This is a genomic window from Achromobacter spanius (genome assembly GCF_029637605.1).
Classification (GTDB): domain Bacteria; phylum Pseudomonadota; class Gammaproteobacteria; order Burkholderiales; family Burkholderiaceae_B; genus Achromobacter; species Achromobacter spanius_E.
Window position 1 is genome coordinate 5854453 of record NZ_CP121261.1, and the last position, 24945, is coordinate 5879397.

22 protein-coding genes are annotated in these 24945 nt (G+C 64.1%); 19 read left to right on the forward strand and 3 right to left on the reverse strand.

From position 1 onward, the window contains the following. Positions 1 to 20 precede the first annotated feature (20 nt). From P8T11_RS26225 to P8T11_RS26280, 12 genes are all read left to right on the forward strand, one after another. Positions 21 to 674 carry a TetR/AcrR family transcriptional regulator gene (locus tag P8T11_RS26225; protein ID WP_268079336.1) on the forward strand — a complete coding sequence of 218 codons (654 nt, stop codon included), beginning with the start codon at positions 21 to 23 and terminating at the stop codon, positions 672 to 674. 219 nt (positions 675 to 893) lie between these two features. After that, positions 894 to 2864, forward strand: a complete 1971-nt coding sequence (locus P8T11_RS26230) for a BCCT family transporter (RefSeq protein WP_268079335.1) — start codon at positions 894 to 896, stop codon at positions 2862 to 2864. A gap of 171 nt (positions 2865 to 3035) precedes the next feature. Continuing rightward, on the forward strand, positions 3036 to 4202 hold the full coding sequence (locus P8T11_RS26235; protein ID WP_268079334.1) for an efflux RND transporter periplasmic adaptor subunit: 1167 nt from the start codon (positions 3036 to 3038) through the stop codon (positions 4200 to 4202). Between the two features lie 16 nt (positions 4203 to 4218). After that, positions 4219 to 7320: a MexW/MexI family multidrug efflux RND transporter permease subunit gene (locus P8T11_RS26240; RefSeq protein WP_268079333.1), complete on the forward strand. Its 3102-nt coding sequence runs from the start codon at positions 4219 to 4221 to the stop codon at positions 7318 to 7320. A 10-nt stretch (positions 7321 to 7330) separates the two neighbouring features. Next, complete coding sequence (locus P8T11_RS26245; protein ID WP_268079332.1) at positions 7331 to 8782, forward strand: efflux transporter outer membrane subunit; 1452 nt, start codon at positions 7331 to 7333, stop codon at positions 8780 to 8782. 29 nt (positions 8783 to 8811) lie between these two features. Then, a complete protein-coding gene (locus P8T11_RS26250) occupies positions 8812 to 9480 on the forward strand; it encodes a helix-turn-helix transcriptional regulator (RefSeq protein WP_268079331.1) in 669 nt (222 codons plus the stop codon). Between the two features lie 198 nt (positions 9481 to 9678). Then, positions 9679 to 10575, forward strand: coding sequence for a LysR family transcriptional regulator (locus tag P8T11_RS26255; protein WP_268079330.1), 897 nt, complete (start codon positions 9679 to 9681; stop codon positions 10573 to 10575). Positions 10576 to 10762: 187 nt separating this feature from the next. Next, positions 10763 to 12265: an ABC transporter substrate-binding protein gene (locus tag P8T11_RS26260; RefSeq protein WP_268079329.1), complete on the forward strand. Its 1503-nt coding sequence runs from the start codon at positions 10763 to 10765 to the stop codon at positions 12263 to 12265. 83 nt (positions 12266 to 12348) lie between these two features. Next, positions 12349 to 14178 carry a gamma-glutamyltransferase family protein gene (locus P8T11_RS26265; protein ID WP_268079328.1) on the forward strand — a complete coding sequence of 610 codons (1830 nt, stop codon included), beginning with the start codon at positions 12349 to 12351 and terminating at the stop codon, positions 14176 to 14178. Between the two features lie 120 nt (positions 14179 to 14298). Continuing rightward, positions 14299 to 15273 carry a diacylglycerol/lipid kinase family protein gene (locus P8T11_RS26270; RefSeq protein WP_268079327.1) on the forward strand — a complete coding sequence of 325 codons (975 nt, stop codon included), beginning with the start codon at positions 14299 to 14301 and terminating at the stop codon, positions 15271 to 15273. Further along, a complete protein-coding gene (locus tag P8T11_RS26275) occupies positions 15270 to 16064 on the forward strand; it encodes a metallophosphoesterase family protein (RefSeq protein ID WP_268079326.1) in 795 nt (264 codons plus the stop codon). The genes P8T11_RS26270 and P8T11_RS26275 overlap by 4 nt, the downstream gene beginning before the upstream one ends. Beyond that, positions 16061 to 16825 (forward strand): phosphatase PAP2 family protein, encoded by a 765-nt coding sequence (locus P8T11_RS26280; RefSeq protein ID WP_268079325.1) that lies wholly within the window; start codon positions 16061 to 16063, stop codon positions 16823 to 16825. The genes P8T11_RS26275 and P8T11_RS26280 overlap by 4 nt, the downstream gene beginning before the upstream one ends. Here P8T11_RS26280 and P8T11_RS26285 read toward each other — a convergent pair. From P8T11_RS26285 to P8T11_RS26295, 3 genes are read right to left on the reverse strand one after another with little or no spacing between them, the layout of a single operon-like run. Then, positions 16799 to 17266 carry an NAD(P)-binding domain-containing protein gene (locus tag P8T11_RS26285; protein ID WP_268079324.1) on the reverse strand — a complete coding sequence of 156 codons (468 nt, stop codon included), beginning with the start codon at positions 17264 to 17266 and terminating at the stop codon, positions 16799 to 16801. The two genes, P8T11_RS26280 and P8T11_RS26285, sit on opposite strands and share 27 nt — an antisense overlap. After that, positions 17263 to 17706 (reverse strand): PaaI family thioesterase, encoded by a 444-nt coding sequence (locus P8T11_RS26290; RefSeq protein ID WP_268079323.1) that lies wholly within the window; start codon positions 17704 to 17706, stop codon positions 17263 to 17265. Before P8T11_RS26290 ends, P8T11_RS26285 begins: the two co-directional genes overlap by 4 nt. Continuing rightward, positions 17703 to 18320 carry a TetR/AcrR family transcriptional regulator gene (locus P8T11_RS26295; RefSeq protein ID WP_268079322.1) on the reverse strand — a complete coding sequence of 206 codons (618 nt, stop codon included), beginning with the start codon at positions 18318 to 18320 and terminating at the stop codon, positions 17703 to 17705. Before P8T11_RS26295 ends, P8T11_RS26290 begins: the two co-directional genes overlap by 4 nt. Before the next feature lie 461 nt (positions 18321 to 18781). On the opposite strand from P8T11_RS26295, the gene P8T11_RS26300 reads away from it, so the two are divergent. The 7 genes from P8T11_RS26300 (at position 18782) to nuoF (ending at position 24935) form a co-directional block, all read left to right on the forward strand. Continuing rightward, positions 18782 to 19891 carry a porin gene (locus tag P8T11_RS26300; protein ID WP_268079321.1) on the forward strand — a complete coding sequence of 370 codons (1110 nt, stop codon included), beginning with the start codon at positions 18782 to 18784 and terminating at the stop codon, positions 19889 to 19891. A 297-nt stretch (positions 19892 to 20188) separates the two neighbouring features. After that, positions 20189 to 20548, forward strand: a complete 360-nt coding sequence (locus P8T11_RS26305) for an NADH-quinone oxidoreductase subunit A (protein ID WP_006217959.1) — start codon at positions 20189 to 20191, stop codon at positions 20546 to 20548. A 42-nt stretch (positions 20549 to 20590) separates the two neighbouring features. Then, on the forward strand, positions 20591 to 21067 hold the full coding sequence (locus P8T11_RS26310) for a NuoB/complex I 20 kDa subunit family protein (protein WP_006217960.1): 477 nt from the start codon (positions 20591 to 20593) through the stop codon (positions 21065 to 21067). Between the two features lie 75 nt (positions 21068 to 21142). Beyond that, complete coding sequence (locus P8T11_RS26315; protein WP_050448543.1) at positions 21143 to 21769, forward strand: NADH-quinone oxidoreductase subunit C; 627 nt, start codon at positions 21143 to 21145, stop codon at positions 21767 to 21769. Positions 21770 to 21772: 3 nt separating this feature from the next. Next, a complete protein-coding gene (locus P8T11_RS26320) occupies positions 21773 to 23029 on the forward strand; it encodes an NADH-quinone oxidoreductase subunit D (protein WP_268079320.1) in 1257 nt (418 codons plus the stop codon). A 47-nt stretch (positions 23030 to 23076) separates the two neighbouring features. Continuing rightward, positions 23077 to 23571, forward strand: a complete 495-nt coding sequence (gene nuoE, locus P8T11_RS26325; RefSeq protein WP_006217963.1) for an NADH-quinone oxidoreductase subunit NuoE — start codon at positions 23077 to 23079, stop codon at positions 23569 to 23571. Then, complete coding sequence (gene nuoF, locus P8T11_RS26330) at positions 23568 to 24935, forward strand: NADH-quinone oxidoreductase subunit NuoF (RefSeq protein ID WP_268079319.1); 1368 nt, start codon at positions 23568 to 23570, stop codon at positions 24933 to 24935. Before nuoE ends, nuoF begins: the two co-directional genes overlap by 4 nt. Positions 24936 to 24945: the final 10 nt, after the last annotated feature.

Sequence of the window (24945 nt, forward strand, 5' to 3'; positions counted from 1 at the left end):
CCAATGCTAAACTTCCCGCCATGTCAAAAGTCCGCCTTACCCGTGAACAAAGCCGAGACCAGACGCGCCAGCGTCTGCTGGACGCTGCGCAATCGGTTTTTCTCAGCAAGGGTTTTGTGGCCGCTAGCGTTGAAGACATCGCCGAACTGGCGGGATACACCCGCGGGGCCTTCTATTCCAATTTCGGCAGCAAGTCCGAACTTTTCCTGCAATTGCTCAGGCGCGATCACGACAAAGTGATGGCCGACATGCGCGCCATCTTCGAAGCAGGCGAATCGCGCCAGCAAATGGAGGCGCGCGTGCTGGCGTACTACAGCACGCACCACCGCGAAAACGACTGCTTCCTGCTCTGGATGGAAGGCAAGCTGCAAGCGGCGCGCGACCCGGATTTTCGCGTGGGCTTCACCGACTGCCTGCGTGAGTTGCGCGCGGCCACCACCGAATACGTGCGTCAGTTTTCCGCCCAGGTCGGCACGCCGCTGCCGCTGCCCGCCGAACAGTTGGCGGTGGGTTTGCTGGCCTTGTCGGACGGCATGCAGTTCAGCTATGCCTTCGACCCGCAAGGGGTCAGCCTGGAAATGACCGAAGCCGTGCTGGCGGGCTTTTTCCGCCGCGTGGTGTTTGGCGAGCCATCGCCAGAGACGGCGGCGGACGCTCAGTCGGACGGCGACTAAGCCGGCACCAAGGCGGCACCAAGCCGGCACCAAGGCGGCCAACAGGGCGGTCAGTCCAGACAGCGAAACTCGGCGATACCCATGATGTATCGCCCGGTACACAATTTTTTGAGATTGTCATCCGCACGCTGGCCGTGATAGTAATACCTGCGGCGCACAGTCGGACTGAGGGGGACTGCGCGCCGGATATTTCCACCCTCGGGCGAAAGGAGCTGCTGCATGACTTCAGAAACCCGACCATCCACCATCAATCGACCTGTGTTTTTTCCGGCGGCCATTTTCACGCTGCTGCTGGTCGGGTTCGCGATTCTTGCGCCCAAGCAGGCGCAGACCGTGTTCGACGCCGTGCAAGGCTGGATCCTGGGCAACGTCAGTTGGTTCTACATCCTGGTCGTGGCGATTATCTTGCTGGCCGTGGTGTTCCTGGCGGTCAGCCGGTATGGCGACATCAAGCTGGGGCCTGATCACAGCGAACCCGATTACCGCAACTTCACCTGGTTTGCGATGCTGTTTTCCGCGGGCATGGGCATCGGCCTGATGTTCTTCGGGGTGGCCGAACCGGTGATGCACTTCATGTCGCCGCCCGTGGGCGAAGGCGGCACCGCCATCGCGGCGCGCGAGGCGATGAAGATCACCTTCTTCCACTGGGGCCTGCATGCCTGGGCCATCTACGCAGTGGTGGCGCTGGTGCTGGCGTTCTTCAGCTATCGGCATGGCTTGCCGCTGACGTTGCGCTCGGCCTTGTATCCGCTGATCGGCAACCGCATCCATGGGCCGATCGGGCACGCCGTCGACATCTTCGCCATTCTTGGCACCGTGTTGGGCGTGGCGACTTCGCTAGGGCTGGGCGTGGCGCAGATCAACAGCGGGCTGAATCACCTGTTCGGCATACCGGTCGGGGTCACGACGCAGATCATCCTGATCATCATCACCTGCGGGCTGGCGACGATATCGGTGGCCAGCGGGCTGGACAAGGGCATCCGCATCCTGTCCGAAACCAACCTGGTGCTGGCCGCGGTGCTGCTGCTGTTTGTGTTGGTGGTGGGCCCCACCGTGTTTCTGCTTCAGACCTTTGTTCAGAACACGGGCACGTACCTGTCCGATATCGTCAACAAGACCTTCAACCTGTACGCCTACGAACCCACCGACTGGATCGGCGGCTGGACGCTGTTCTATTGGGGCTGGTGGATTGCGTGGTCGCCCTTCGTGGGCATGTTCATTGCACGTATCTCGCGCGGGCGCACCATCCGCGAGTTCGTCACCGGCGTGCTGCTGGTGCCGGCGGGCTTCACGCTGTTCTGGATGACCGTGTTTGGCGACACCGCCATCCACATGATCCTGGTGGACAAGGTGCAGGGCTTTGCGGAAGTGGTGGACGCCGATTCCTCGCTGGCCTTGTTCGCCTTTCTTGAGCAACTGCCCTGGAGCGGGCTGCTGTCGATCATTGCCATTGCGATGGTGGCGGTTTTCTTCGTGACCTCGGCCGACTCGGGGGCGCTGGTGGTTGATTTGCTGGCCTCGGGCGGATCCGACCGCACGCCGGTGTGGCAGCGCATCTTCTGGTCGCTGCTGATGGGCGCGGTGGCTATCGCCCTGTTGCTGGCGGATGGGCTGAAAGCCTTGCAGACCGCCACCATCGCCAGTGCGCTGCCGTTCTCGGTCATTTTGCTGTTGTCCCTGTGGGGCTTGTTCAAGGCGCTGAAGCTGGACGCCACCAAGCGCGGCATCCGCTACCAGTCATTGACCTTGTCGCGCCCCGCGCGCGGTGGGCAGTCCTGGGAGCGCCGGCTGCGCAACATGGTGATGATGCCGCGCCGTTCGCACGTGCAACGCTTTATCAGCGACGTGGTCCGGCCCGCGCTGGAAGACGTGGCTGACGAACTGCGCAAGCAGGGCTACGCCGTTGAAGTGCGCGAAAACGAAACTGACGGCAGCGCCGTGCTTGAGGTGTCCCATGGCGAGCACCTGGACTTCTCGTATGCCGTGCAGCCCGAGGCCTTTGTGCGCCCCAGCCTGACGCCGGACGAGGCCGCCGACGAAGATGAACGCAAGTACTTCCGCGCTGAAGTGCATTTGCGCGAAGGCGGGCAGGACTACGACATCATGGGCTGGAGCCGAGATGCCGTCATCGGCGACATCCTGGACCAGTACGAACGCCATCGCCATTACCTGCACATGGTTCGAACCTGAACCCCCGCCTTGCCGGAACTTCGCGTCTGACCCAAAACCGCCAGCATCGCCTGGCGGTTTTTTTTGCCCGATAGCATGGCGCTATCCCTTGCATTGCATCGTCCACTTTGACGAACCGAGCCGAATCATGGATTATCCAAGCTTATTCTTGGATAAATAAAAGAGAGAATCATGAAGGCGAAATCTGGGGCATGGGCGGCGGCTATCGCCGTGCTGGTGCTGGCGGTGGCAGGTGGGCTGGCGTGGAAGTACAGCCAGGCGTCGCAGCAGGGCGAATGGGCGATGGCACCCGCCAAGGTGGCCGTGGCGCCCGCGGTGCAGGCGGCGTTTCCGATGGCCTTGAGCGGGATCGGGTCCCTGGAGGCGACGCGCCAGGTGCAGGTGCCGGCGGAAGTGGACGGCCGCGTCACGCAGATCCTTTTCACGGCGGGCCAGCAGGTCAAGGCCGGCCAATTGCTGGTGCAGATGAACGATGCGCCCGAGCAGGGCGAGCTGGCGCGCCTGCAAGCGCAGGCCCGCAATGCGCGCGCCTTGCTGGAACGCACGCGGCGCCTGGTGCCGCAACAGGCGGCCACGCGGGAACAGTTGGAGCAGGCGCAGGCGGACTATGACCAAGCCGCCGCCGACATCAAGCGGGTGCAGGCCCTGATCGAGCAAAAGCGGGTCAAGGCGCCCTTTGATGGCGTGCTGGGTGTGCGGCGCGTCAACCTGGGCCAGTTCGCCCGGGCGGGCGACGCGCTGGTATCGCTGACGGACGCCTCCACCATGTACGCCAACATCACTTTGCCCGAACAGGCGCTGGGCGCGGTGCGCGCCGGGCAGCCGGTGACGGTGACGGTGGACGCCCACGCCGGACGCGCGTTCGCCGGCCAGGTGACCACAGTAGAACCACAGGTGGATGCCGGTTCGCGCACGGTGCGCGTGCAAGCCACCTTGGCCAACGCCGACGGGGCGCTTGCGGCCGGCATGTTCGCGCACGGCCGCATCGGCCTGCCCGACCGCCCCAATGTGATCACCGTGCCCGAAACCGCCGTCAGCTACAGCGCCTATGGCGATTCCGTGTTCGTGCTGGCGGGCCCCAAGGCCGACCAGAAAGGCGCTGCCGCCACGGTGCGGCAAGCCTATGTCAAAACCGCCGAACGCGTGGGCGGCCGGGTGGTCGTGACCGAAGGCCTGGAAGCGGGCGACCAGGTGGTGACGGCGGGCCAACTGCGCCTGCACAACGGCGCGGCGGTTGAAGTCATTCCGTCCGATACCGTTGCGCTGGGCGCGTCTGTACAAACCCCGGCGCAAACCCCGACGCAAACCGTGGCGCAGGCCCCGGTGCAGGCTGATTGACGCGGCGGAGGCAAGCATGACTTTCACCGATCTCTTCGTGCGCCGGCCGGTGCTGGCCCTGGTGGTCAGCACCCTGATCCTGCTGCTGGGCATCAAGGCGCTAAGCGGCCTGCCGGTGCGGCAGTATCCGCTGACTGAAAGCACCACCATCACCATCACCACGCAATACCCGGGCGCATCGCCCGAGCTGATGCAGGGCTTTGTCACGCAACCCATCGCGCAATCCGTGGCCACGGTGGAAGGCATCGACTACCTGTCGTCGTCCTCCACCCAGGGCCGCAGCGTCATCACGGTGCGGATGAAGCTGAACGCCGACTCCAACAAGGCCATGACCGAGGTCATGGCCAAGGTCAACGAGGTCAAGTACCGGCTGCCGCAAGACGTCTACGACCCGGTGCTGGTCAAGTCCGCGGGCGAGGCGACGGCCGTGGCCTATGTGGGCTTCTCCAGCAGCACGCTGTCATTGGCGGCGCTGACCGATTACCTGTCGCGCGTGGTGCAGCCGCAGTTGTCGTCGATAGACGGCGTGGCCAGCGTGGAACTCTACGGCGGGCAAAAGCTGGCGATGCGTGTCTGGCTGGATCCCAACCGTATGGCGGCCCGCGGCATTTCGGCCGGCGAACTGGCAGAGGCGCTGCGCGACAACAACGTGCAGGCGGCGCCCGGCCAGGCCAAGGGCCTGTATGTCGTGTCCAACATCCAGGTCAACACCGACCTGGTCAATGTGGCGGAATTCCGCGACCTGGTCGTCAAGCGCGATGGCGATGCGCTGGTGCGCTTGGGCGATGTGGCCACGGTGGAACTGGGGGCGGCATCCACCGATTCCAGTGGCCTGATGGACGGCGAACCGGCCGTCTACTTCGGCCTGAACGCCTCGCCGGTCGGCAACCCGCTGGTTATCGTCAAGCGCTTGCAGGAACTGGTGCCCAACATCAAGCAGAACCTTCCGCCGGGCACCAGCGTGCAAGTGCCCTTCGAGCTGGCGCGCTTCATCAGCGCGTCCATCGACGGCGTGATGCAAACCCTGCTGGAAGCCATTGCCATCGTGGTGGTGGTGATCTTTCTTTGCCTGGGCTCGTTGCGCGCGGTGCTGATTCCCGTCGTCACCATTCCGCTGTCCATGTTGGGCGGGGCGGCCATCATGGCGCTGTTCGGCTTCAGCGTGAACCTGTTGACGCTGCTGGCGATGGTGCTGGCTATCGGCCTGGTGGTGGACGACGCCATCGTGGTGGTGGAAAACGTGCACCGGCATATCGAAGAGGGCAAATCGCCCGTGCGGGCGGCGTTGATCGGCGCGCGTGAAGTCGCGGGGCCGGTGATCGCCATGACCATCACGCTGGCCGCGGTGTATGCGCCCATCGGCCTGATGGGCGGGCTGACCGGGTCGCTCTTCAAGGAGTTCGCCTTTACGCTGGCGGGCGCGGTGGTGGTGTCGGGGGTCATTGCGCTGACCCTGTCGCCGGTCATGAGTTCGTTTCTGCTGAACAGCCGTGTGTCCGAGGGCTGGATGGCGCGCCGCGCCGAGCACTTCTTTGGCCGCTTGGGCAACGCCTATGGCAGCGTGCTGGACGTGTCGCTGCGGCATCGTTGGGTGACCGGGCTGATCGCGGTGGCGGTGCTGATCAGCCTGCCGTTCCTGTACAACGCCGCGCAGCGTGAGCTGGCGCCGGTGGAAGACCAGTCCACCGTGCTGACCGCGATCAAGTCGCCGCAGCATGCCAATATTGATTACGTGGAGAAGTTCGGCAAGAAGTGGGACGACGTAATGAAGACCGTGCCCGAGCAGAAGGGGCGCTGGCTGATCAACGGATCAGATGGCGTGTCCAACAGCATCGGCGGGGTCGACTTCGTGGACTGGCAGGACCGCAAGCGCAGCGCCGACGAGATCCAGGCTCACATGCAGTCGCTGGCCAATCAGGTGGAAGGCAGCAACATCTTCGCGTTCCAGTTGCCGTCGTTGCCGGGTTCCACCGGCGGCCTGCCGGTGCAGATGGTGCTGATGAGCGCGGCGGATTACCCGGTGGTCTACGAGGCCATGGAAGGCTTGAAGAAAGCCGCGCGCGAAAGCGGCCTGTTCATGGTGGTGGATAGCGACCTGGACTACAACAACCCCGTGGTGCAGTTGAAGGTGGACCGCGCCAAGGCCAACAGCCTGGGCGTCACCATGAAAGCCATCGGCGATACGCTGGCGGTGCTGGTGGGCGAAAACTACGTCAACCGCTTCGGCATGGACGGGCGTTCGTATGACGTCATTCCGCAAAGCCAGCGCGACCAACGTGTGTCTCCTGAAGCGTTGGCGCAATTCCACGTCAAGAGCGCCAGCGGCGCGCAGGTGCCGTTGTCCAACCTGGTCACGGTGTCCATGGGCGTGGAGCCCAATTCGCTGACCCAGTTCAACCAGTTGAATGCCGCCACCTTCCAGGCCATACCGATGCCCGGCGTCACCATGGGTGATGCGGTGAAGTTCCTGTCGGCACAGGCGCAGCGCTTGCCCGCCGGCTTCAGCTATGACTGGCAATCGGATGCGCGCCAGTTCAGCCAGGAAGGCTCGGCGCTGATGATCACCTTTCTCTTTGCCATCATCGTCATCTATCTGGTGCTGGCCGCCCAGTACGAGAGCTTGCGCGACCCCTTCATCATTCTGGTCAGCGTGCCCATGTCGATTTGCGGCGCGCTGATTCCGCTGGCGCTGGGCATGGCCACCATCAATATCTACACGCAGATCGGCCTGGTGACGTTGATCGGCCTGATCAGCAAGCACGGCATTTTGATGGTGGAGTTCGCCAACGAGATGCAGCTTAGCCACGGGCTGGATCGGCGCGCGGCGATGGAGCAGGCCGCCCGCATTCGGCTGCGTCCCATCTTGATGACAACGGCCGCGATGGTGATGGGGCTGATCCCGCTGCTGTTCGCCACGGGGGCGGGCGCGCATAGCCGCTATAGCCTGGGTCTGGTGATTGTGGTGGGGCTGTTGGTGGGCACGCTGTTCACGCTGTTTGTGCTGCCCACCGTGTACACCGTGTTCGCCCGTGACCATCGGGCCGCCCACGACACGCCGCGAGCGCGTGAATTGTTGACGGCGCAGGCGGAAGACGCCCGTCCGGCGACCACGCATTAAGGATGCAACCATGACTCATATACCTCGACTCCATCGCATCCGCCGCGCGACGGCTGTATCGATGGCCACCCTGGCGCTGGCGGGCTGCGCTGTCGGCCCTGACTACCAAACACCGCAAGCCGCGCCAGTGACGCTGGACAGCCCCGAGCAAGCACTGTTTTCCGCCGATCAGGTGCAGCGAACCTGGTGGAAACAACTGCAAGACCCCCAGTTGGACCGCCTTGTGGACCTGGCGTTACGCCGCAACCACGACATCCGCATCGCCCAGGCCCGCCTGGCAGAATCCCGCGCGGTGCTGGATGAAAAGGAACTGGACCGCCTGCCCGCCGTCACGCTGGACGGACGCTACGAGCGCAGCCTGTCGCAAGCCAACGCCGGCGAGGCCGGCCAGCGCAATCTGGCGCAAAGCTACCGGGCGGGCTTTGACGCCACCTGGGAGCTGGACCTGTTCGGCCGGCTGCGCTACGCGGCGCAAGGCGCGGCGGCGCGCAGCGAAGCGCAAGCGGCGGACCTGGCCCAGACGCGCATCGTGGTGGCGGCCGAGGTCGCGCGCAATTACTTCGAACTGCGTGGCGCCGAGCAGCGCCTGGCCGTGGCGCAGGCGAATCTGGACAGCCAGCGCGACAGCCTCCGTGTAACGCAGGCCCTGGTTGCGGCGGGCCGGGGCGACGAAGGCGACCTGGCCAGCGCGCGCGCCGAACTGGAAACCGTGCAAGCCAGCGTGCCGGTGCAGGTGACGGCCAAGCGCCTGGCGCGTTACCGGCTGGCGGTGCTGGCGGGGCTGCGGCCGGTGGAACTGGCTGAGCTGGACGCAGGGTCGCCGCTGGCTCCCTTGGCTGCCCGCCTGCCGATTGGCGACGTGGCGGCCTTGCTGTCGCGCCGGCCAGACGTGGCGGCGGCCGAGCGCAACATGGCGGCTGCCAACGCGGACGTGGGCGTGGCCACCGCCGAGCTCTATCCGCGCATCGACCTGGGCGGCTTCCTGGGCTTTGTCGCGTTGCGCGGGGCCGACTTCGGGTCGGCCTCAAGCCGGGCATTCAGCGTGGCGTCCGGCGTAAGCTGGCCTGCCTTGCATCTGCCGACGGCGCTGGCCCGCAAGCGCGCGGCGGTTGCGCGGTCGGAAGGCGTGGTGGCGCGCTACGAGCAGACGGTGTTGCAGGCGGTGGAAGAACTGGAATCGGCGCTGACTGAATTCGGCCAGACGCAGCAGCGCCTGGGTAACCTAGCGCAGGCGGCAGCCTATAGCGGCCGCGCGGCCGAGCTTGCGCAACTGCGCTATCGCGAGGGCAGCGCGCCGTATTTGACGGTGCTGGACGCGCAGCGTACGCTTTTGCGCGCCCAGGACGCCGTGGCGGTGGCCGAAACCGAATCCTATACGCGCCTGGTTGCCCTGTATAAAGCCGTGGGCGGAGGCTGGCAGGCGCCGGGCCAGGCGGAATCGGCCGAGATCATGGCACCATAGGAACCATCACCCGGAGTATCGAACCCCTCATGTCCGACAGCCTGTCCCACCCCGTCACCTGGATGCCACATCAGCCGGCGGACCGCGTGCTCATGATCTTGAAGACGCGCGGCCCGCAGTCCACCGCGGTCATCGCGAAGGCCATGGACGTGACCGCCGAGGCCGTGCGCCAGCAGGTGACGCGCTTGCATGCCGACGGGCTGGTGGACTCCGAAAGCCGCAGTGCGGGGCGCGGCCGGCCTACCCAGATCTGGTTCCTGACCGAGGCCGGTCATAGCCGTTTTCCCGACACGCACGCCGAAATGACGGTGCAGATGATCGGCGCCGTGCGGCAGGTGTTCGGCGAAGAGGGGGTGGAAAAGCTGATTCAGGCGCGCGAGGGCGCGATGCTGGACGGCTACCAGAAGGCGATGGCGGGGGCGCAGGATTTGCAGGCCCGGTTGGAACGCCTGGTGCAGGTGAGGTCAGCCGAAGGCTATATGGCGGAATTGCGTGCTGACGGTGACGGCTTTTTGTTTATCGAGAACCACTGTCCGATATGTTCGGCGGCCAAGGCCTGTATGGGGTTTTGCCGGAGCGAGCTGGACCTGTTCCGCAAGGTGTTGGGGGCGGGGGTTAGAGTAGAGCGCGAAGAGCATATTCTTGGCGGGGCGCGGCGGTGTGCTTATCGGGTGGGGGTGGGGGCTGGCGTTGATTGATGGGTTGCGCGCGTTGGGGATCGGGGTTTTTGGGGCGGGGGTTGCGCGCTTCACCCATCCTACGCGGGCTTAGGCGTTGCCCATGTCGCCGAACAAGCGTTACCCATGTGTCCGAACGGGCGTTACCGATGTCGCCGAACAGGTTCCGCGTCTGTCCCTGGTCCATGCGGGTCCGTATACCCTATTTGACGTTTGCTTATGACTCTCAAGCAACTTGAAGCGTTTTACTGGGCGGCTACCTGCGCCAGCTTTGCCGTGGCCGCTGAACGCTTGCACCTGTCGGTGTCGTCGCTGTCCAAGCGCATCACCGAACTTGAGGATGCGCTGGGGCAGCCGTTGTTTGATCGCAGCGGGCACAAGGCCGCGCTGACCGACGCGGGGCAACGGCTGGTGCCGCAGGCGCGCGAATTGCTGGCGGCGGCCGACCAGGTGCGCGCATCGATGGCTGAAACCCCGGGCTTGCGCGGCCGCTGTCGCTTCGGCGTGGGCGAGCTGACCGCGTTGACCTGGCTGCCGCGCCTGATCGGGGTGGTGCGCGCGGCGTATCCCGACCTGGTGCTGGAACCGTATGTGGACATTGGCCAGGTGCTGGAGCAGCGGGTGGCCGATGGCGAACTGGACTTCGCCGTCATCGCGGGCAGATCCTCGCGCGCGAACATCGCATCGACCCCGATTGGCGAGGCCCGCTTCGCCTGGGCGGCGGCGCCCGCCGTGCTGGAGGGCGAAACCCGCATGACCCCGGCCTTGCTGGCCCGCTTGCCGTTGGTGATGCTGCCGGCGGGTGCGGGCACGACCCGCATCATTGACGATTGGTTGGCGGGGCGCGAGGCGGCGGGCGAACGCCTCTGCTGCAACAACTGGGGCGCCATCGTTGGCCTGCTGATCGAAGGTACGGGCGTCGGGTTGATTCCGGAGCATTGGGCGCGGGCGCTGCAAGCCGAGGGCAGCCTGCGCATGCTGCAAGGCGACCCCGAACCCGCCGCCTTGCCCTATGCGTTCCAGCAGCGGCGCGACGACGCCCGCCCACTGGTCGCCCGCCTGCGTGAATCGGTGGCGGCGGCCGTGGATTTTTCCGCGCCTTGCCGCTTGCCCTGATCCTTCGTCAGCCTGATCCCTGCTTGGCCAACCTCGGCCTGTCCTGCCCCAGCCGCCTGACTTTCGCGGCGGGCGTCCGCAAGGCGGCCGATCCTTGCCCGAGGACGGGGGCCTGACCCGCGCCCCTCTATACAATCGCCGCGCGCCTGGCGCAGAATCCAACAAGATGCATCGACGGAGATCTTTCATGCGTAAACTTTGCCTCGCCATGGCCATGGCGGGAATGCTGGCTAGCGGCCTGGCGCAAGCCCAGTCCACCCTTCGTATCGGCTTGCAGGACGATCCGGACGTGCTGGATCCGGCGCGCGCGCGCACGTTCGTGGGCCGCATCGTGTTCGCCTCGCTGTGCGACAAGCTGGTTGATATCTCGCCCGATCTGAAGTTCGTGCCGCAGTTGGCACAGTCCTGGACGATCGGCCCCGACAACAAAACCCTGACGTTCAAGCTGCGCACCGACGCGGTCTTCCATGACGGCACGCCAGTCAACGCTGCCGCGGTCAAGGCCAACCTGGATCGCGCCCGCACGCTGCCCGACAGCAACCGCAAGAGCGAACTTGCCACCGTGGCCAGCGTGGATGCGCCCGACGAGCACACCGTTGTGCTGAACCTGTCGCAACCCGACGCCTCGCTGCTGTCGCAATTGTCTGACCGTGCCGGCATGATGATGTCGCCCGCCAGCTTCGACAAGGATCCCGGCGGCAAGCCGGTGTGTTCCGGCCCGTACCAGTTCAAGGAGCGCGTGCAGAACGACCGCATCGTGCTCGAGAAATTTCCCAAGTATTGGGACGCCGCCAACTACCATTTCGACCGTCTGGTCTTCACGCCGATTCCCGACACCACCGTGCGCCTGAACAACCTGCGCGCGGGCGATCTGGACATCATCGAGCGCGTGGCGCCCAGCGACGCCAAGGCGGTGAAGGACGACAGCAACTTGCGCCTGGCGCCCGTGACCGGCCTGGGCTTCCAGTCCATCTCGATCAATCTGGGCAATGGTGCGCGCGCCGACAACCCGCTGGCCAAGGACAAGCGCGTGCGTCAGGCGCTGGACCTGGCGATTGACCGCGATGTGCTGAACCAGGTGATCGGTGAAGGCATGTTCCAGCCCGCCTACCAACCGTTCCCGCCCGCCAGCTTTGCCTACAACACCGCGTTCGAACACAAGGGCCGCGACCCGAAGAAGGCGCAGGCGCTGCTGAAGGAAGCCGGGTTTGACCGCGTGAAGTTCGAGATCACCTTCGGCAACAACACCACCATGCAGCAGGTGTTCGAGCTGGTGCAGGCGATGGGTTCCGAAGCCGGCTTTGACATCACGCTGCGTCCGGTGGAATTCGCGTCGCTGCAATCGTCGCTGGCGCGCGGAGATTTCCAGGTGGGCCAAAGCGGCTGGTCGGGTCGGGTCGATCCCAGCGGCAATATCCACCAGTACCTCAGTTGCAAGGGCAATCTGAACGACGGCAAGTTCTGCGACGCCGGCGTGGACAAGCTGCTGAACGACGCGCGTGCCGAAGCCGACACGGCCAAGCGCCGCGCCCTGTACGACCAGGTGCTGACCAGCATGCAGGACCAGCGCCCCATCATCTACCTGTTCTATCTGCCGTGGACGTTCGGCGTGCAGAAAAAGCTAGAGGGCTTCGTGCCTTACCCTGACGGCCTGATCCGCCTGAAGGGCGTGACCGTCGCCAAGAAGTAAGCTCGGCGGCCAACGACGGGATCCGGTTTCGGATCCCGTTTTTCATAGCGCGGGCGGCGCGTGCCGCCACTACAGGAAGCATCATGTTTACGACTCGCCCGGAAATCCTAGGCACCTTCGGTGTGGTGACCTCTACCCATTGGCTGGCCAGCGCGGCCGGCATGTCGCTGCTGGAGCGCGGCGGCAATGCCTTCGACGCCTGCGCGGCGTCGGCCTTTGTGCTGCAAGTGGTGGAGCCTCACCTGGTCGGCCCGGCCGGCGAAGTGCCGGCGGTTTTCTATTCGGCGCGCACCGGCAAGTTGGAAGTGCTGTGCGGCCAGGGCACCACGCCCGCCGCCGCCACGCTTGAACGCTACCGCGCCGAAGGGCTGAAGCTGATCCCCGGCAATGGCCTGCTGGCCACGGTGATACCCGGCGCCTTTGACGCCTGGATGCTGCTGCTGCGCGACCACGGCACGATGCGTGTGCGCGATGTGCTGGAACCCGCCATCTATTACGCCGAACACGGCCATGCGCTGATGCCGCGCATTTCGAACACCATTGCGGGTCTGAAGGATTTCTTTGAAACCCATTGGCCCAGTACCGCCCAGGTCTACGTGCCGGGCGGCAAGGTGCCTGAAGCCCGCAAGCTATTCCGCAACCCGGCGCTGGCGCGCACGTGGACGCGCGTGCTGAAAGAGGCCGAAAGCGTAGGCGCCGACCGCGAACGCCAGATCGAGGCCGCCCGCGACGCGTTCTATCGCGGTTTCATTGCCGAAGAGATCGACCGGTTCGCACGCAATACGGACGTCATGGACGAAAGCGGCACCACGCACCGTGGCGTCATCACGGCCGATGACCTGGCCGGCTGGTCGGCCAGCTACGACACCCCACTGACCTACGACTACCACGGCTACACCGTGGCCAAGGCGGGCGCCTGGAGCCAGGGGCCGGTGTTCCTGCAAACGCTGGCGCTGTTAAAGGACATGGACCTGGCGGGCGTGGGGCCGAACAGCGTTGAATTCATCCACCGCGTCACCGAGGCGATGAAGCTGGCGTTTGCCGACCGCGAGGCCTATTACGGCGACCCGGCTTTCATCGACGTGCCGCTGGCGCATTTGCTGTCCGACGCTTACAACGCCGAACGTCGCGCGCTGATCGGCGAAACGGCGTCGCACGACCTGCTGCCTGGCACGGTGCCTGGCTTCGAAGCGCAGGTAGCGCGCGTGATGGATACGCTGCAACGCCTGTCGCCGGTGTCCGCGCCCGGCAGCGCCACCAATGAGCCCACGCTGGCGGATATGCGGGCGTCCGATGTGCGCGCTTCTGATATAAGCGCTTCCGCCAAGCGCGGCGACACCACGCATGTGGACGTGATCGACCGCTGGGGCAACATGATCTCGGCCACGCCCTCGGGCGGCTGGTTCCAATCGTCACCCGTGATTCCCGAACTGGGTTTTGGCCTGAATACGCGCGCCCAGATGTTCTGGCTGGAAGAGGGCCTGCCCGGCACGTTGGCGCCGGGCAAGCGTCCGCGCACCACGCTGACACCGTCCTTGGCGCTGCGCGACGGCAAGCCGTATCTGGCTTTCGGCACGCCGGGCGGGGACCAGCAGGAACAATGGCAGTTGCTGTTCTTCCTGCGTCACGTGCACCATGGCCTCAACCTGCAGGAAGCGATTGACCTGCCGATGTCGCACACCATGCATTTCCCCACGTCGTTCTACCCGCGCGATCGCAAGCCGGGCCACCTGGCGGTGGAAGCCAGCTTTGGCGCCGACGTGATCGATGGCCTGCGCCAGCGCGGGCATCAGATCGAAGAAGTGCCCGAATGGTCGGTCGGCCGCTTGACGGCCGCCTCGCGGGATGAAGACGGCCTCTTGCATGCGGCGGCCACGCCGCGCCTGATGCAGGCCTACGCCATCGGTCGCTGACGGTCGGCAAGCCGGGCGCCATGGATATGGCGCCCGGTTTTTTCGGACCTCTCCGGGCGGTTCGGCCCCTAGTGCGCTAGCGCCTTGCGGCGTTTTGCCGGCATGGGCTATCTTTCTCCCATGACCTTATCCGATCAGCGCCCAGGCACCGGAGCGCGCTCCCTGACGGGACAAGAGCCGCTATTCATCGTCCTCAACACAGGATCAGGGCGCGGCGACGCGCAGGTTCTGCAAGACACCATCCGCGGCATCCTCGACGAGGCGGGCCGACGCTACACGCTGATGGCGGTGGACGACCCCACGCACCTGACCGAAACGGCGCAGGCCGCCGTCAAGCGCGCCCAGGACGAGCAGGGCGTCGTCATCGCGGCGGGCGGCGATGGCACGCTCAACGCGGTCGCCGCCACCGTGCTGGGCAAGGGTGTGCCATTCGGCATCCTGCCGCAGGGCACGTTCAATTATTTCGGGCGAACCTACGGTATCTCGCAAGATACGGATGTCGCGTTGCGCGGCTTTCTTCAGGGGCAGATCGAACCCGTGCGGGTCGGCCAATTGAATGGCCGGCTGTTCCTGGTCAACGCCAGCCTGGGCCTTTACCCCACCTTGCTGGAAGACCGCGAGGCCTACAAGCAGCGCTTCGGCCGCAGCCGGATGGTGGCGCTGTGGTCGGGGCTGGTCACCTTGCTGCGCGCGCCGCGCCAACTGCGGCTGCAACTGGAAGAAGAGGGCGGCGTCCGCGACCTGCGCACGCCGACGCTGGTGGTGGGCAACAACAAACTGCAACTGGAACATGTCGGCATCGAGTCGAGTGACCTGGAACGCAACCGCCTTGTTGCGATGACGGTCAAGCCGGTCGGCACGCTTGCGTTGTACGGGCTGCTGGTGCGCGGCCTGTTCAGCCGCCTGGGCGAAGCCGAACACGTCATCAGCTTCGGTTTTGACCGCATGCGGGTGCGAATACGCGGGCGCAGCCGCGTCAAGGTGGCGATGGACGGCGAGATTTCCTGGCTGAACACGCCGCTTGAATTCAAGGTGGCAGATGAAAAGCTGCCGCTGGTGGTGCCCGCGGACTCGCCATTCCTGGACCGCTCATGACGCGGATACTGCAATTGTCCGACACGCATTTCGGTACGGAACGCAAACCCGTGGTGGAGGCGGCGCTGGATCTGGCGCGCGCGCTGAAGCCTGATCTGGTGGTGCTTAGTGGTGACATCACCCAGCGCGCGCGGCGGGCGCAGTTCGCCGTGGCACGCCGGTTCATCGAGCGCCTGTCGCTGCCCGTGCTGGCGGTGCCGGGCAACCACGACATCCCGCTGTACAACGTATTCGCCCGCGCGCTCAATCCTTACGGCAATTACCGGCGCGCGTTGGGCGCGGTGCTGGAACCTGTGTTCGAAAGCCCCGGGCTGCTGGCCGTTGGGGTGAACACCACGCGGCCGCGCCGCCATAAAGACGGCGAAATCTCTGACACGCAGATCGCCCGGGTTGCGCAACGCCTGCGCCAGGCGCGGCCGGGTCAGTTGCGCATCGTGGTGGCGCATCACCCCGTTCGCGCCAAGGTGGAGTCCGACTTGTCCAACTTGCTGAAAGGGCGCGAACGCGCACTGGCGGCGTGGGCGCAGGCGGGCATCGATCTGGTCTTGGGCGGGCATATTCATCTGCCCTATGTGCTGCCGCTGTCGTCGGCGAACGGTCCGGCGGGCTGGATCGTGCAGGCGGGTACCGCGTGCTCGCGCCGGGTTCGCGGCAGCGTGCCGAATTCGGTGAACGTGATCACGCACGAAGATGAGGGCGGCCAGCCGCTTTGCCATGTTGAACGCTGGGATTACGCGGAAGCCACGCACGTTTTCGCGCCTGTCGACAAGACGCTGGTGACCCTTACATGAACGACGTGTATGCGGAGTGGGTCGCGTCCCACGCCATGGAATTGTTTATTGCGCTGCCGGTGTTGACCGGAGCGGCAGCGCTGTTTGTCGTGCGTGCGTATGTCGGCGGGTCCACCGTGACGCGCCGCGTGATGGTCGGTGCCGGGGTGTCTGCCGCGCTGCTGACCTTTCTGGTGCTGGCCGCCGCCGTGCACAGCCAAGGGCGCGTCGTGGCCTTCGACGGCGCCCTGGCCAACGCGCTGAGCATGTCGATGGATGCGTCGCTGCTGTGGTTGCTGTCCTGGTTCACGTATCTGGGCGATCGCACCTTCCTGACCGTGCTCGGCGTGGCGATGACGCTCTATCTGCTTTGGACCGGGTGGTGGCGGCTGGCGGCGTTCTGCGCCATCACCACCGGCTTGGGTGGGGCGCTTAACTGGGTGCTCAAGCACACGTTCGAGCGCGTCCGCCCCGAACATGACCACGGGTTTGTCGCCGCCACGGGGTGGAGCTTTCCCAGCGGCCATGCCTCGGCGGCAATGGCCGTGTATGGTACGGCCTGCTATCTGGTCTGGCGTTTGGCGCCTGCCCCGTGGCGCTGGCCCTGCGTGGCGGGAGCGGCGGCGTTGATCATGGCGATCGGCCTTAGCCGCATCCTGCTGCAAGTGCATTTCGCCAGCGACGTGACGGCGGGGTTTGCCGTCACCCTGGCATGGCTGGCGGTCTGCGTGGCCATGGCCGAGCGCTATTGCGGTTCACGCCGGGCAGAGGAGCAGCTTTAACAGCCGCTGCCGCACGCTGCTCGCGGCTTCGGCTTCGGCTTCGGCTTCGGCTTCGGCTTCGGCGGTCGGCCCGGGTAGCCCCGTGTAGCGTCCACCCGCGTGGGCAATGGCGCGATCCAATTGCTGGGCGCGTTCTGGCGGCGGCGGGGTCAGGTCCACGATCAGCTTGCCCTGGATCGGCGCCGTCACCTCGCCGTCGCTGAACCGTTCCAGCGTGCGATCAATCTCGCGTTCCCGTGGCAAGGCCAGCACGATGGTGTCCGATTCCATCAGCGCCTCACGCGCCGACGTCGCCAGCGTGGCCGAGCCGCGAAATGGTTCGCAGCGTTCGGGGTCGATGTCATACAGGGTCAACGCGATGTCTGGTTCGGCGTCCAGCAAGCACCGGGCAGCCTTGGTGCCGGTGTCGCCCATGCCCACGATGCTGATGCGCAGGCTCATGGCTTGGGCACGGACCACGTGCTCACGATATGGGCAAGCGGTTCGTCCGAGCCTTCCCCAGTCAAAATGACTTCGCCTGCCGACAGCCTGCCCACCTTCAGGAGTCGGGCATCCGCATGGATGGCCCCGGCGGGGCTTTTGCGCAGAAAATTGATGGTCAGGCTGGCCGTGACGGCGTGGCTTTGACCCGTGGCGCCAACCACGGCGGCATACATGGCCAAGTCCGCCAGGCCCATCAGCATCGGGCCGGCGACAATGCCGCCCAGGCGCTGGTGCGCGTCGCGGGCGGGCAGCACCGCGCGGGCGGTGCCGCGGCCGATCTGCAGTACCTCGATGCCCAGCAAGAGAGAGAAAGGGTGCTGGTCGGCCAGCAGGATGTGGAAATCGGCCAGGCTGATCAGGGGCGCGTCGGTATCGGCGGCCAAGGCGGTTGCGGTCATCGTTGCTCCAGGGCGAGGCAATACTGGTCCAGCAAGTCGTCGGCCTGCTGATCCAGGGATTTCAGGCGATGGGTATGCAGCAACAGCAATAAGCCCATCAGATAGGTGAACAGGTTCATCTGCTCGATCGCCACGGTGCCCGCGTCCCATCCCTTGGTGCGGGCCAACGCGCCGCCCAGCAGGTCCACGCATTGCCGCAGGCGTGCATTCAGCTTTTCGTCCATGTCCCGGCCCAGGCCCCTGGGGCCCAGCCCCTGGAACAAATACATGCCCAGGGAAAAGTCGGTCCGGCGCTGGGCGTAATAGCCGAAGAAGGCGCGGATGGTCTTGCGGGCGGCGCCGGAGGCGGGGCCGGTGCTTGCCGCCTCATCCAGATGCACATGCAGGCGCCCGAGCGATTCATCCAACAACGCGCCGTAAAGGGTTTCCTTGCCTGCGAACCAGGGGTAAATGGCGCCCGTAGTGCAGCCGGCTTCCTTGGCAATTGCCCGTATCGTCGTTTTCTCGAGCCCGTCGCGCTCAAAAACGCGCTGCGCCGCGTCCAGGATCATCTGACGCCGCAGTGCGTTCAGCCGTTCGGTTCTTTCGGCGCGGGCGGTCGGGGTGGCGGCCATGAGGGGGGGCGGAAATCAGCGTGTGAGAGCACTGATAATATCGACGATTTTTTCAAATAACAATGTTATTTGCCGCGCCGAAATGGCTGCGGGAACGCCATGGTGTCTACAGACATTCAGACGGATTCGCGGTACAAACGCACCTGAAGCAGGCATGAAAGCGGGTTGAAAGAACGCCGGTCAAATCGCTTCAATAATTAGGGGCAGGGCTGAAAGTCGCATGGATACGTGCTTGCCTGTTTTTCCTCGGGTTAGCCCTAACACCTTTGCCGCGCCGCTTGCGCGATGTTGCAAGATCCCAACAGGGGTGTCGCAAACGTGCACTTTTCTGATGCCGACCATAGCCAGTCCCCCCGATTTTTGATGCAATAGCGTCAACTTCCCTTCGCGGAGTTAGGGGGGCGGCAGGCTGGTTTGCTGGATTGCTGCTCTTGTCACTCAAATCAACGGAGATTTCTTAAATGAAAAAGACTCTGCTCGCTGCCGCCCTGCTCGCCGGTTTTGCCGGTGTCGCCCAGGCAGAAACGTCTGTCACCCTGTACGGCATCATCGACACGGGCCTCGGCTACAACAAGATCAGCGGTGCTGGCGAAGCCAACGGCAGCCGTTTCGGCATGATCAACGGCGTCCAAAACGGTTCGCGCTGGGGTCTGCGTGGTTCGGAAGATCTGGGTGACGGCCTGCGCGCTGTTTTCCAACTGGAATCCGGCTTTGATTCGGGTAACGGCCGCTCGGCTCAAGGTGGCCGTCTGTTCGGTCGTCAAGCCACCGTCGGTCTGGCCAGCGACAGCTGGGGCCAACTGGACTTCGGTCGTCAAACCAACATCGCGTCGAAGTACTTCGGCTCGATCGATCCGTTCGGCGCCGGCTTCGGCCAAGCCAACATCGGCGTTGGCCTGAGCGCTGCCAACACGCAACGCTACGACAACATGGTCATGTATCAGACCCCGTCGTACAGCGGCTTCCAGTTCGGCGTTGGTTACTCGTTCAATGCTGACGACACCGACACCGCCGAAACCGGCTGGCGCACTGCCGACAACACCCGCGCGATCACCACCGGTCTGCGCTATGTCAACGGCCCGCTGAACGTGGCCCTGACGTATGACCAGTTGAACGCTTCGAACAAGCTGTCGACCGACGCTACCGACGCTACCCCGCGTATGTACGCCATCGGCGCTTCGTACGACTTTGAAGTTGTGAAGCTCGCCCTGGCCTATGGCCGCACGACCGACGGCTGGTTCGCTGGTCAAGGCGTGAACAGCGACGCTGGCAACATCGGCTTCGGTGGCAACCAGTTCGCAGACGGCTTCAAGTCGAACTCGTACATGGTTGGCCTGTCGGCTCCGATCGGCGGCGCAAGCAAGCTGTTCGGTTCGTGGCAGATGGTTGACCCGTCGAACACCGAGCTGACCGGTGGCGACGAAACGATGAACGTGTTCTCGCTGGGTTACACCTACGACCTGTCCAAGCGCACCAACCTGTACGCTTACGGTTCGTACGCCAAGGACTTCGCCTTCATCGACGGCGTCAAGTCGACCGCTGTCGGCGTCGGTGTCCGTCACCGCTTCTAATCCACTGCAGGGCGCAAGCCCTGTCTGGATTTAAAACGCAAGCGAACGAACGGGCTGCGGCTCGTTCGTATGAAGCCACCCTTCGGGGTGGCTTTTTTTCGTGCTTTGGTTTGATTTTTGATGACGCGCAGGTGCTTGTCAGTTGAGTCCTGTATGCTTGCCGTTCTGCCTTGAAAACTGCGATTGTTCCATTTGAAGAATGCAGTCTTTCACCTCTTGTTCAAGCTACAGAGTTCAGCCGGAAGTAACCACGCGAATGCTACAATCCTAAGGTTTGCGCATTTGACGGACGCCTGAATGAACCTGCAACAGTATTTTCCCGTCCTGCTGTTTATCGTAGTGGCCACCCTTATCGGGTTCGCGCTTCTAACGGCCGGCTCCCTCCTTGGCCCGCGGCGTCCCTACGCTGAGAAGCTGTCGCCCTATGAGTGCGGCTTCGAAGCGTTCGAAGACGCCCGCATGAAGTTTGACGTGCGCTACTACCTGGTGGCGATTTTGTTCATTCTTTTCGACCTGGAAATCGCGTTCCTGTTTCCGTGGGCCATCGCCCAAGGCACAGTCGGACTCGTCGGTTTCTGGACGGTCATGGTTTTCCTAGCCGTGTTGACCGTCGGCTTCATCTACGAATGGAAAAAGGGCGCGCTGGACTGGGAATAAACCCCCCGGGGTTTTCTTCACCGCACGCTATCAGAGACGAATATGGCAATAGACGGCATTCTCAAGCAAGGGTTCATCACAACCAGCGCCGACAAGTTCCTTAATTGGGCGAAGACCGGCTCCATGTGGCCCATGACCTTCGGTCTGGCCTGTTGCGCGGTTGAGATGATGCACGCGGGCGCGGCCCGCTACGACCTGGACCAGTTCGGCATCATCTTCCGGCCCAGTCCGCGTCAGTCCGATCTGATGATCGTTGCTGGCACGCTGTGCAACAAGATGGCGCCGGCGCTGCGCAAGGTTTACGACCAGATGCCCGAGCCGCGTTGGGTCGTGTCCATGGGCTCCTGTGCCAATGGCGGTGGCTACTACCACTACTCGTATTCCGTGGTTCGTGGCTGCGACCGCATCGTACCGGTAGACGTCTACGTGCCGGGCTGCCCGCCCACGGCCGAGGCGCTGGTCTACGGCTTGCTGCAAATGCAGAACAAGATCCGCCTGACCAACACGATTGCGCGCTGATCCTTCGCCCCGTTGGCGGCAGTGCTTGCCACCGACCCTGCGAAACCAGCGTATCGGTTCACCTAAGCGTACAAGATGATGACCAGGCTCGAAACCCTGAAAAACAATTTGCAGACCACCCTCGGCGCGGACATCGCGCTGACCGAGGCGTTGGGCGAGCTGACGCTCGAAGTGCCCGCGCAGCAGTGGTTCTCCGTCTGCAACAAGCTGCGCACCGAAGCCGGTCTGCGCTTTGAAACCTGTATCGACCTCTGTGGCGTCGACTACCTGACCTGGGGCAACGGCACGCGCCAACTGCCCGAGGAACCCACCGCCAAGGTGCACCGCGCGCGCTTCGCCGTGGTGATTCACCTGCTGTCCATCGAACACAACTGGCGCCTGCGTGTCCGCACCTGGGCCGCCGACGATGAATTCCCGATCGTCGCGTCGTTGATGGAATGCTGGCCGGCCGTGGGCTGGTTCGAGCGCGAAGCGTTCGACCTGTACGGCATCGTCTTCGAAGGCCACCCCGACCTGCGCCGCATCCTGACCGACTACGGCTTCATCGGTCACCCGTTCCGCAAGGACTTCCCGCTGTCGGGCACCGTCGAAATGCGTTACGACCCCGAACAACGGCGCGTCATTTACCAGCCGGTCACGATCGATCCGCGCGAGATCACCCCGCGCGTGGTCCGCGAAGACTCCTACGGCTTGGGGCGTTAAATCATGGCAGAAATCAAGAACTACACGCTTAACTTCGGGCCTCAGCATCCGGCCGCGCACGGTGTGTTGCGCCTGGTGCTGGAACTGGACGGCGAAGTCATCCAGCGCGCCGATCCGCACATCGGCCTGCTGCATCGCGCCACCGAAAAGCTGGCCGAGCACAAGACCTACATCCAGGCGCTGCCCTACATGGACCGCCTGGACTACGTGTCCATGATGTGCAACGAGCACGCCTACGTCATGGCCATCGAAAAGCTGCTGGGCGTTGAAGCCCCGCTGCGCGCGCAGTACATCCGCGTGATGTTCGACGAAATCACGCGCTTGCTGAACCACCTGATGTCCCTGGGTTCACACGCGCTCGACGTGGGCGCCATGGCCGTGTTCCTGTACGCCTTCCGTGAACGCGAAGACCTGATGGACTGCTACGAAGCGGTCTCCGGCGCGCGCATGCACGCGGCTTACTACCGTCCGGGTGGCGTCTACCGCGATTTGCCGGACACGATGCCGCAGTACGGCGACACCAGCAAATACCGCGGCGACAAAGAAATGCGCATCATGAATGACGCGCGTTCGGGCTCGCTGCTGGACTTCATCGAAGACTTCACCAACCGCTTCCCGGCCTGCGTCGACGAGTACGAAACGCTGCTCACCGACAACCGCATCTGGAAGCAACGCCTGGTGGGCATCGGCGTGGTCGACCCCGATCGCGCCAAGGCGCTGGGCTTCACCGGCCCGATGCTGCGCGGCTCCGGCGTCGCCTGGGACTTGCGCAAGACGCAGCCCTACGAAGTCTATGACCTGCTTGATTTCGACATCCCCGTGGGTGTCAACGGCGACTGCTACGACCGCTACCTGGTCCGCATCGCTGAAATGCGTGAAAGTAACCGCATCATCCGCCAGTGCGTGGAATGGCTGCGCAACAACCCGGGTCCGGTCATGATCGAGAATCACAAGATCGCCCCGCCCAGCCGCACCGCCATGAAGACCAACATGGAAGAGCTGATCCATCACTTCAAGCTCTTCACCGAAGGTTTCCACGTGCCCCCGGGCGAGTCTTATGCCTCGGTGGAGCATCCCAAGGGCGAGTTCGGCATCTATCTGGTGTCGGACGGCGCCAACAAGCCTTACCGCCTGAAGATTCGGGCCCCCGGCTTTGTCCACCTGCAAGCGCTGGATGAAATGTCGCGCGGTCACATGATCGCCGACGCCGTCACCATCATTGGTACGCAGGACATCGTTTTCGGCGAGATCGATCGCTGATCCGCCCAGACAGTCACGAGCACGCCCGCATAACCCGGATTCAAACTATGCTGCTTTCCGAACAGGCCTACCAGAAAATCGACCGAGAACTCGCGAAGTTCCCGGCCGACCAGCGGCAGTCCGCCATCATGGCCTCGCTTGCCATCGCGCAAGAAGAGAAGGGCTGGTTGGCTACCGAAACCATTGAAGATGTGGCCAATTACATTGGCGTCCCGCCCATTGCGGTGCAGGAAGTCGCCACGTTCTACAACATGTTCGACGTCAAGCCCGTCGGCAAGAACAAGATCGCCGTTTGCACGAACCTGCCCTGTGCCTTGCGCGATGGCGACCGTGCTGGCGAATACCTCAAGCGCAAGCTGGGTGTCGACTACCGCCAAACCACCGCCGACGGCCAGTTCACGCTGGTTGAAGGCGAATGCATGGGCGCTTGCGGCGATTCCCCCGTGCTGATCGTGAACAACAAGCATATGTGCGTGCGCATGACCGACGAGAAGCTGGACGCGCTGGTCGCGGCCCTCAAGGTGCAAGGAGAGTCGGCATGAACGCGCCCGACCTGTACAAGCAGTTCGCGCAGGGGCTGGACCCCAACCCGCTGAACGACGAGTCCAATTCGATGTGCCTGCACGGCCGCCACATCAAGCCGCAGATCATGGCTGATGTCGACGGCGCCAACTGGCGCCTTGAAGACTACGTCAAGCGCGGTGGCTACGAAGCCCTGAAGAAGATCCTGACGACCGGCATGAAGCCGGAAGACGTGATCGCCGAAGTCAAGGCGTCGGGTCTGCGCGGCCGTGGCGGCGCGGGCTTCCCGACCGGCCTGAAGTGGAGCTTCATGCCGCGCGCGTTCCCCGGTCAGAAGTACCTCGTCTGCAACTCGGACGAAGGCGAGCCGGGCACGTTCAAGGACCGCGACATCCTGCGCTTCAATCCGCACATCGTGATTGAAGGCATGGCGATCGCGGCCTACGCCATGGGCATCAGCGTCGGCTACAACTACATCCACGGCGAAATCTTCGAAGTGTACGAACGCTTTGAAGAGGCACTGGAAGAGGCGCGCGCCGCCGGCTTCCTGGGCGACAAGATCCTGGGTTCGGACTACAGCTTCCAGCTGCATGCATTCCACGGCTACGGCGCCTACATCTGCGGCGAAGAAACCGCGCTGCTGGAATCGCTGGAAGGCAAGAAGGGCCAACCGCGCTTCAAGCCGCCGTTCCCGGCCAGCTTCGGCCTGTACGGCAAGCCCACCACGATCAACAACACGGAAACGTTCGCGGCCGTGCCGTGGATCATCCGCAACAGCGGCCAGGCCTACCTGGAAGTCGGCAAGCCGAACAACGGCGGCACCAAGCTGTTCTCGATCACCGGCGACGTCGAACGCCCCGGCAACTACGAGATTCCGCTGGGCACCCCGTTCTCGACGCTGCTGGAACTGGCGGGCGGCATGCGCGGCGGCAAGAAACTGAAGGCAGTGATCCCTGGCGGATCCAGCGCCCCGGTGCTGCCGGCCGACATCATGATGGAATGCACGATGGACTATGACTCCATCGCCAAGGCCGGCTCGATGCTCGGCTCTGGCGCGGTGATCGTCATGGACGAAACGCGCTGCATGGTGAAGTCGCTGCAGCGCCTGTCGTACTTCTATTTCGAGGAAAGCTGCGGCCAGTGCACGCCGTGCCGCGAAGGCACCGGCTGGCTCTACCGCATGGTGCATCGCATCGAAAATGGTCACGGCCGTCCGGAAGATCTGGACTTGCTGGACAACGTGGCAGGCAACATCATGGGCCGCACCATCTGCGCCCTGGGTGACGCCGCCGCCATGCCCGTCCGTGGCTTCCTCAAGCATTTTCGCGACGAATTCGCGCACCACATCGAGCATAAGTCTTGTGTGGTCCCGCAATATCTGTAGGTCTCAGGAA

What these genes read in the sequence shown, in the direction of transcription:
- P8T11_RS26225 (WP_268079336.1), top strand. Translation starts at nt 21, where the DNA reads ATGTCAAAAGTCCGCCTTACCCGTGAACAAAGCCGAGACCAGACGCGC.
- P8T11_RS26230 (WP_268079335.1), top strand. Translation starts at nt 894, where the DNA reads ATGACTTCAGAAACCCGACCATCCACCATCAATCGACCTGTGTTTTTT.
- P8T11_RS26235 (WP_268079334.1), top strand. Translation starts at nt 3,036, where the DNA reads ATGAAGGCGAAATCTGGGGCATGGGCGGCGGCTATCGCCGTGCTGGTG.
- P8T11_RS26240 (WP_268079333.1), top strand. Translation starts at nt 4,219, where the DNA reads ATGACTTTCACCGATCTCTTCGTGCGCCGGCCGGTGCTGGCCCTGGTG.
- P8T11_RS26245 (WP_268079332.1), top strand. Translation starts at nt 7,331, where the DNA reads ATGACTCATATACCTCGACTCCATCGCATCCGCCGCGCGACGGCTGTA.
- P8T11_RS26250 (WP_268079331.1), top strand. Translation starts at nt 8,812, where the DNA reads ATGTCCGACAGCCTGTCCCACCCCGTCACCTGGATGCCACATCAGCCG.
- P8T11_RS26255 (WP_268079330.1), top strand. Translation starts at nt 9,679, where the DNA reads ATGACTCTCAAGCAACTTGAAGCGTTTTACTGGGCGGCTACCTGCGCC.
- P8T11_RS26260 (WP_268079329.1), top strand. Translation starts at nt 10,763, where the DNA reads ATGCGTAAACTTTGCCTCGCCATGGCCATGGCGGGAATGCTGGCTAGC.
- P8T11_RS26265 (WP_268079328.1), top strand. Translation starts at nt 12,349, where the DNA reads ATGTTTACGACTCGCCCGGAAATCCTAGGCACCTTCGGTGTGGTGACC.
- P8T11_RS26270 (WP_268079327.1), top strand. Translation starts at nt 14,299, where the DNA reads ATGACCTTATCCGATCAGCGCCCAGGCACCGGAGCGCGCTCCCTGACG.
- P8T11_RS26275 (WP_268079326.1), top strand. Translation starts at nt 15,270, where the DNA reads ATGACGCGGATACTGCAATTGTCCGACACGCATTTCGGTACGGAACGC.
- P8T11_RS26280 (WP_268079325.1), top strand. Translation starts at nt 16,061, where the DNA reads ATGAACGACGTGTATGCGGAGTGGGTCGCGTCCCACGCCATGGAATTG.
- P8T11_RS26285 (WP_268079324.1), bottom strand. Translation starts at nt 17,266, where the DNA reads ATGAGCCTGCGCATCAGCATCGTGGGCATGGGCGACACCGGCACCAAG.
- P8T11_RS26290 (WP_268079323.1), bottom strand. Translation starts at nt 17,706, where the DNA reads ATGACCGCAACCGCCTTGGCCGCCGATACCGACGCGCCCCTGATCAGC.
- P8T11_RS26295 (WP_268079322.1), bottom strand. Translation starts at nt 18,320, where the DNA reads ATGGCCGCCACCCCGACCGCCCGCGCCGAAAGAACCGAACGGCTGAAC.
- P8T11_RS26300 (WP_268079321.1), top strand. Translation starts at nt 18,782, where the DNA reads ATGAAAAAGACTCTGCTCGCTGCCGCCCTGCTCGCCGGTTTTGCCGGT.
- P8T11_RS26305 (WP_006217959.1), top strand. Translation starts at nt 20,189, where the DNA reads ATGAACCTGCAACAGTATTTTCCCGTCCTGCTGTTTATCGTAGTGGCC.
- P8T11_RS26310 (WP_006217960.1), top strand. Translation starts at nt 20,591, where the DNA reads ATGGCAATAGACGGCATTCTCAAGCAAGGGTTCATCACAACCAGCGCC.
- P8T11_RS26315 (WP_050448543.1), top strand. Translation starts at nt 21,143, where the DNA reads ATGATGACCAGGCTCGAAACCCTGAAAAACAATTTGCAGACCACCCTC.
- P8T11_RS26320 (WP_268079320.1), top strand. Translation starts at nt 21,773, where the DNA reads ATGGCAGAAATCAAGAACTACACGCTTAACTTCGGGCCTCAGCATCCG.
- nuoE (WP_006217963.1), top strand. Translation starts at nt 23,077, where the DNA reads ATGCTGCTTTCCGAACAGGCCTACCAGAAAATCGACCGAGAACTCGCG.
- nuoF (WP_268079319.1), top strand. Translation starts at nt 23,568, where the DNA reads ATGAACGCGCCCGACCTGTACAAGCAGTTCGCGCAGGGGCTGGACCCC.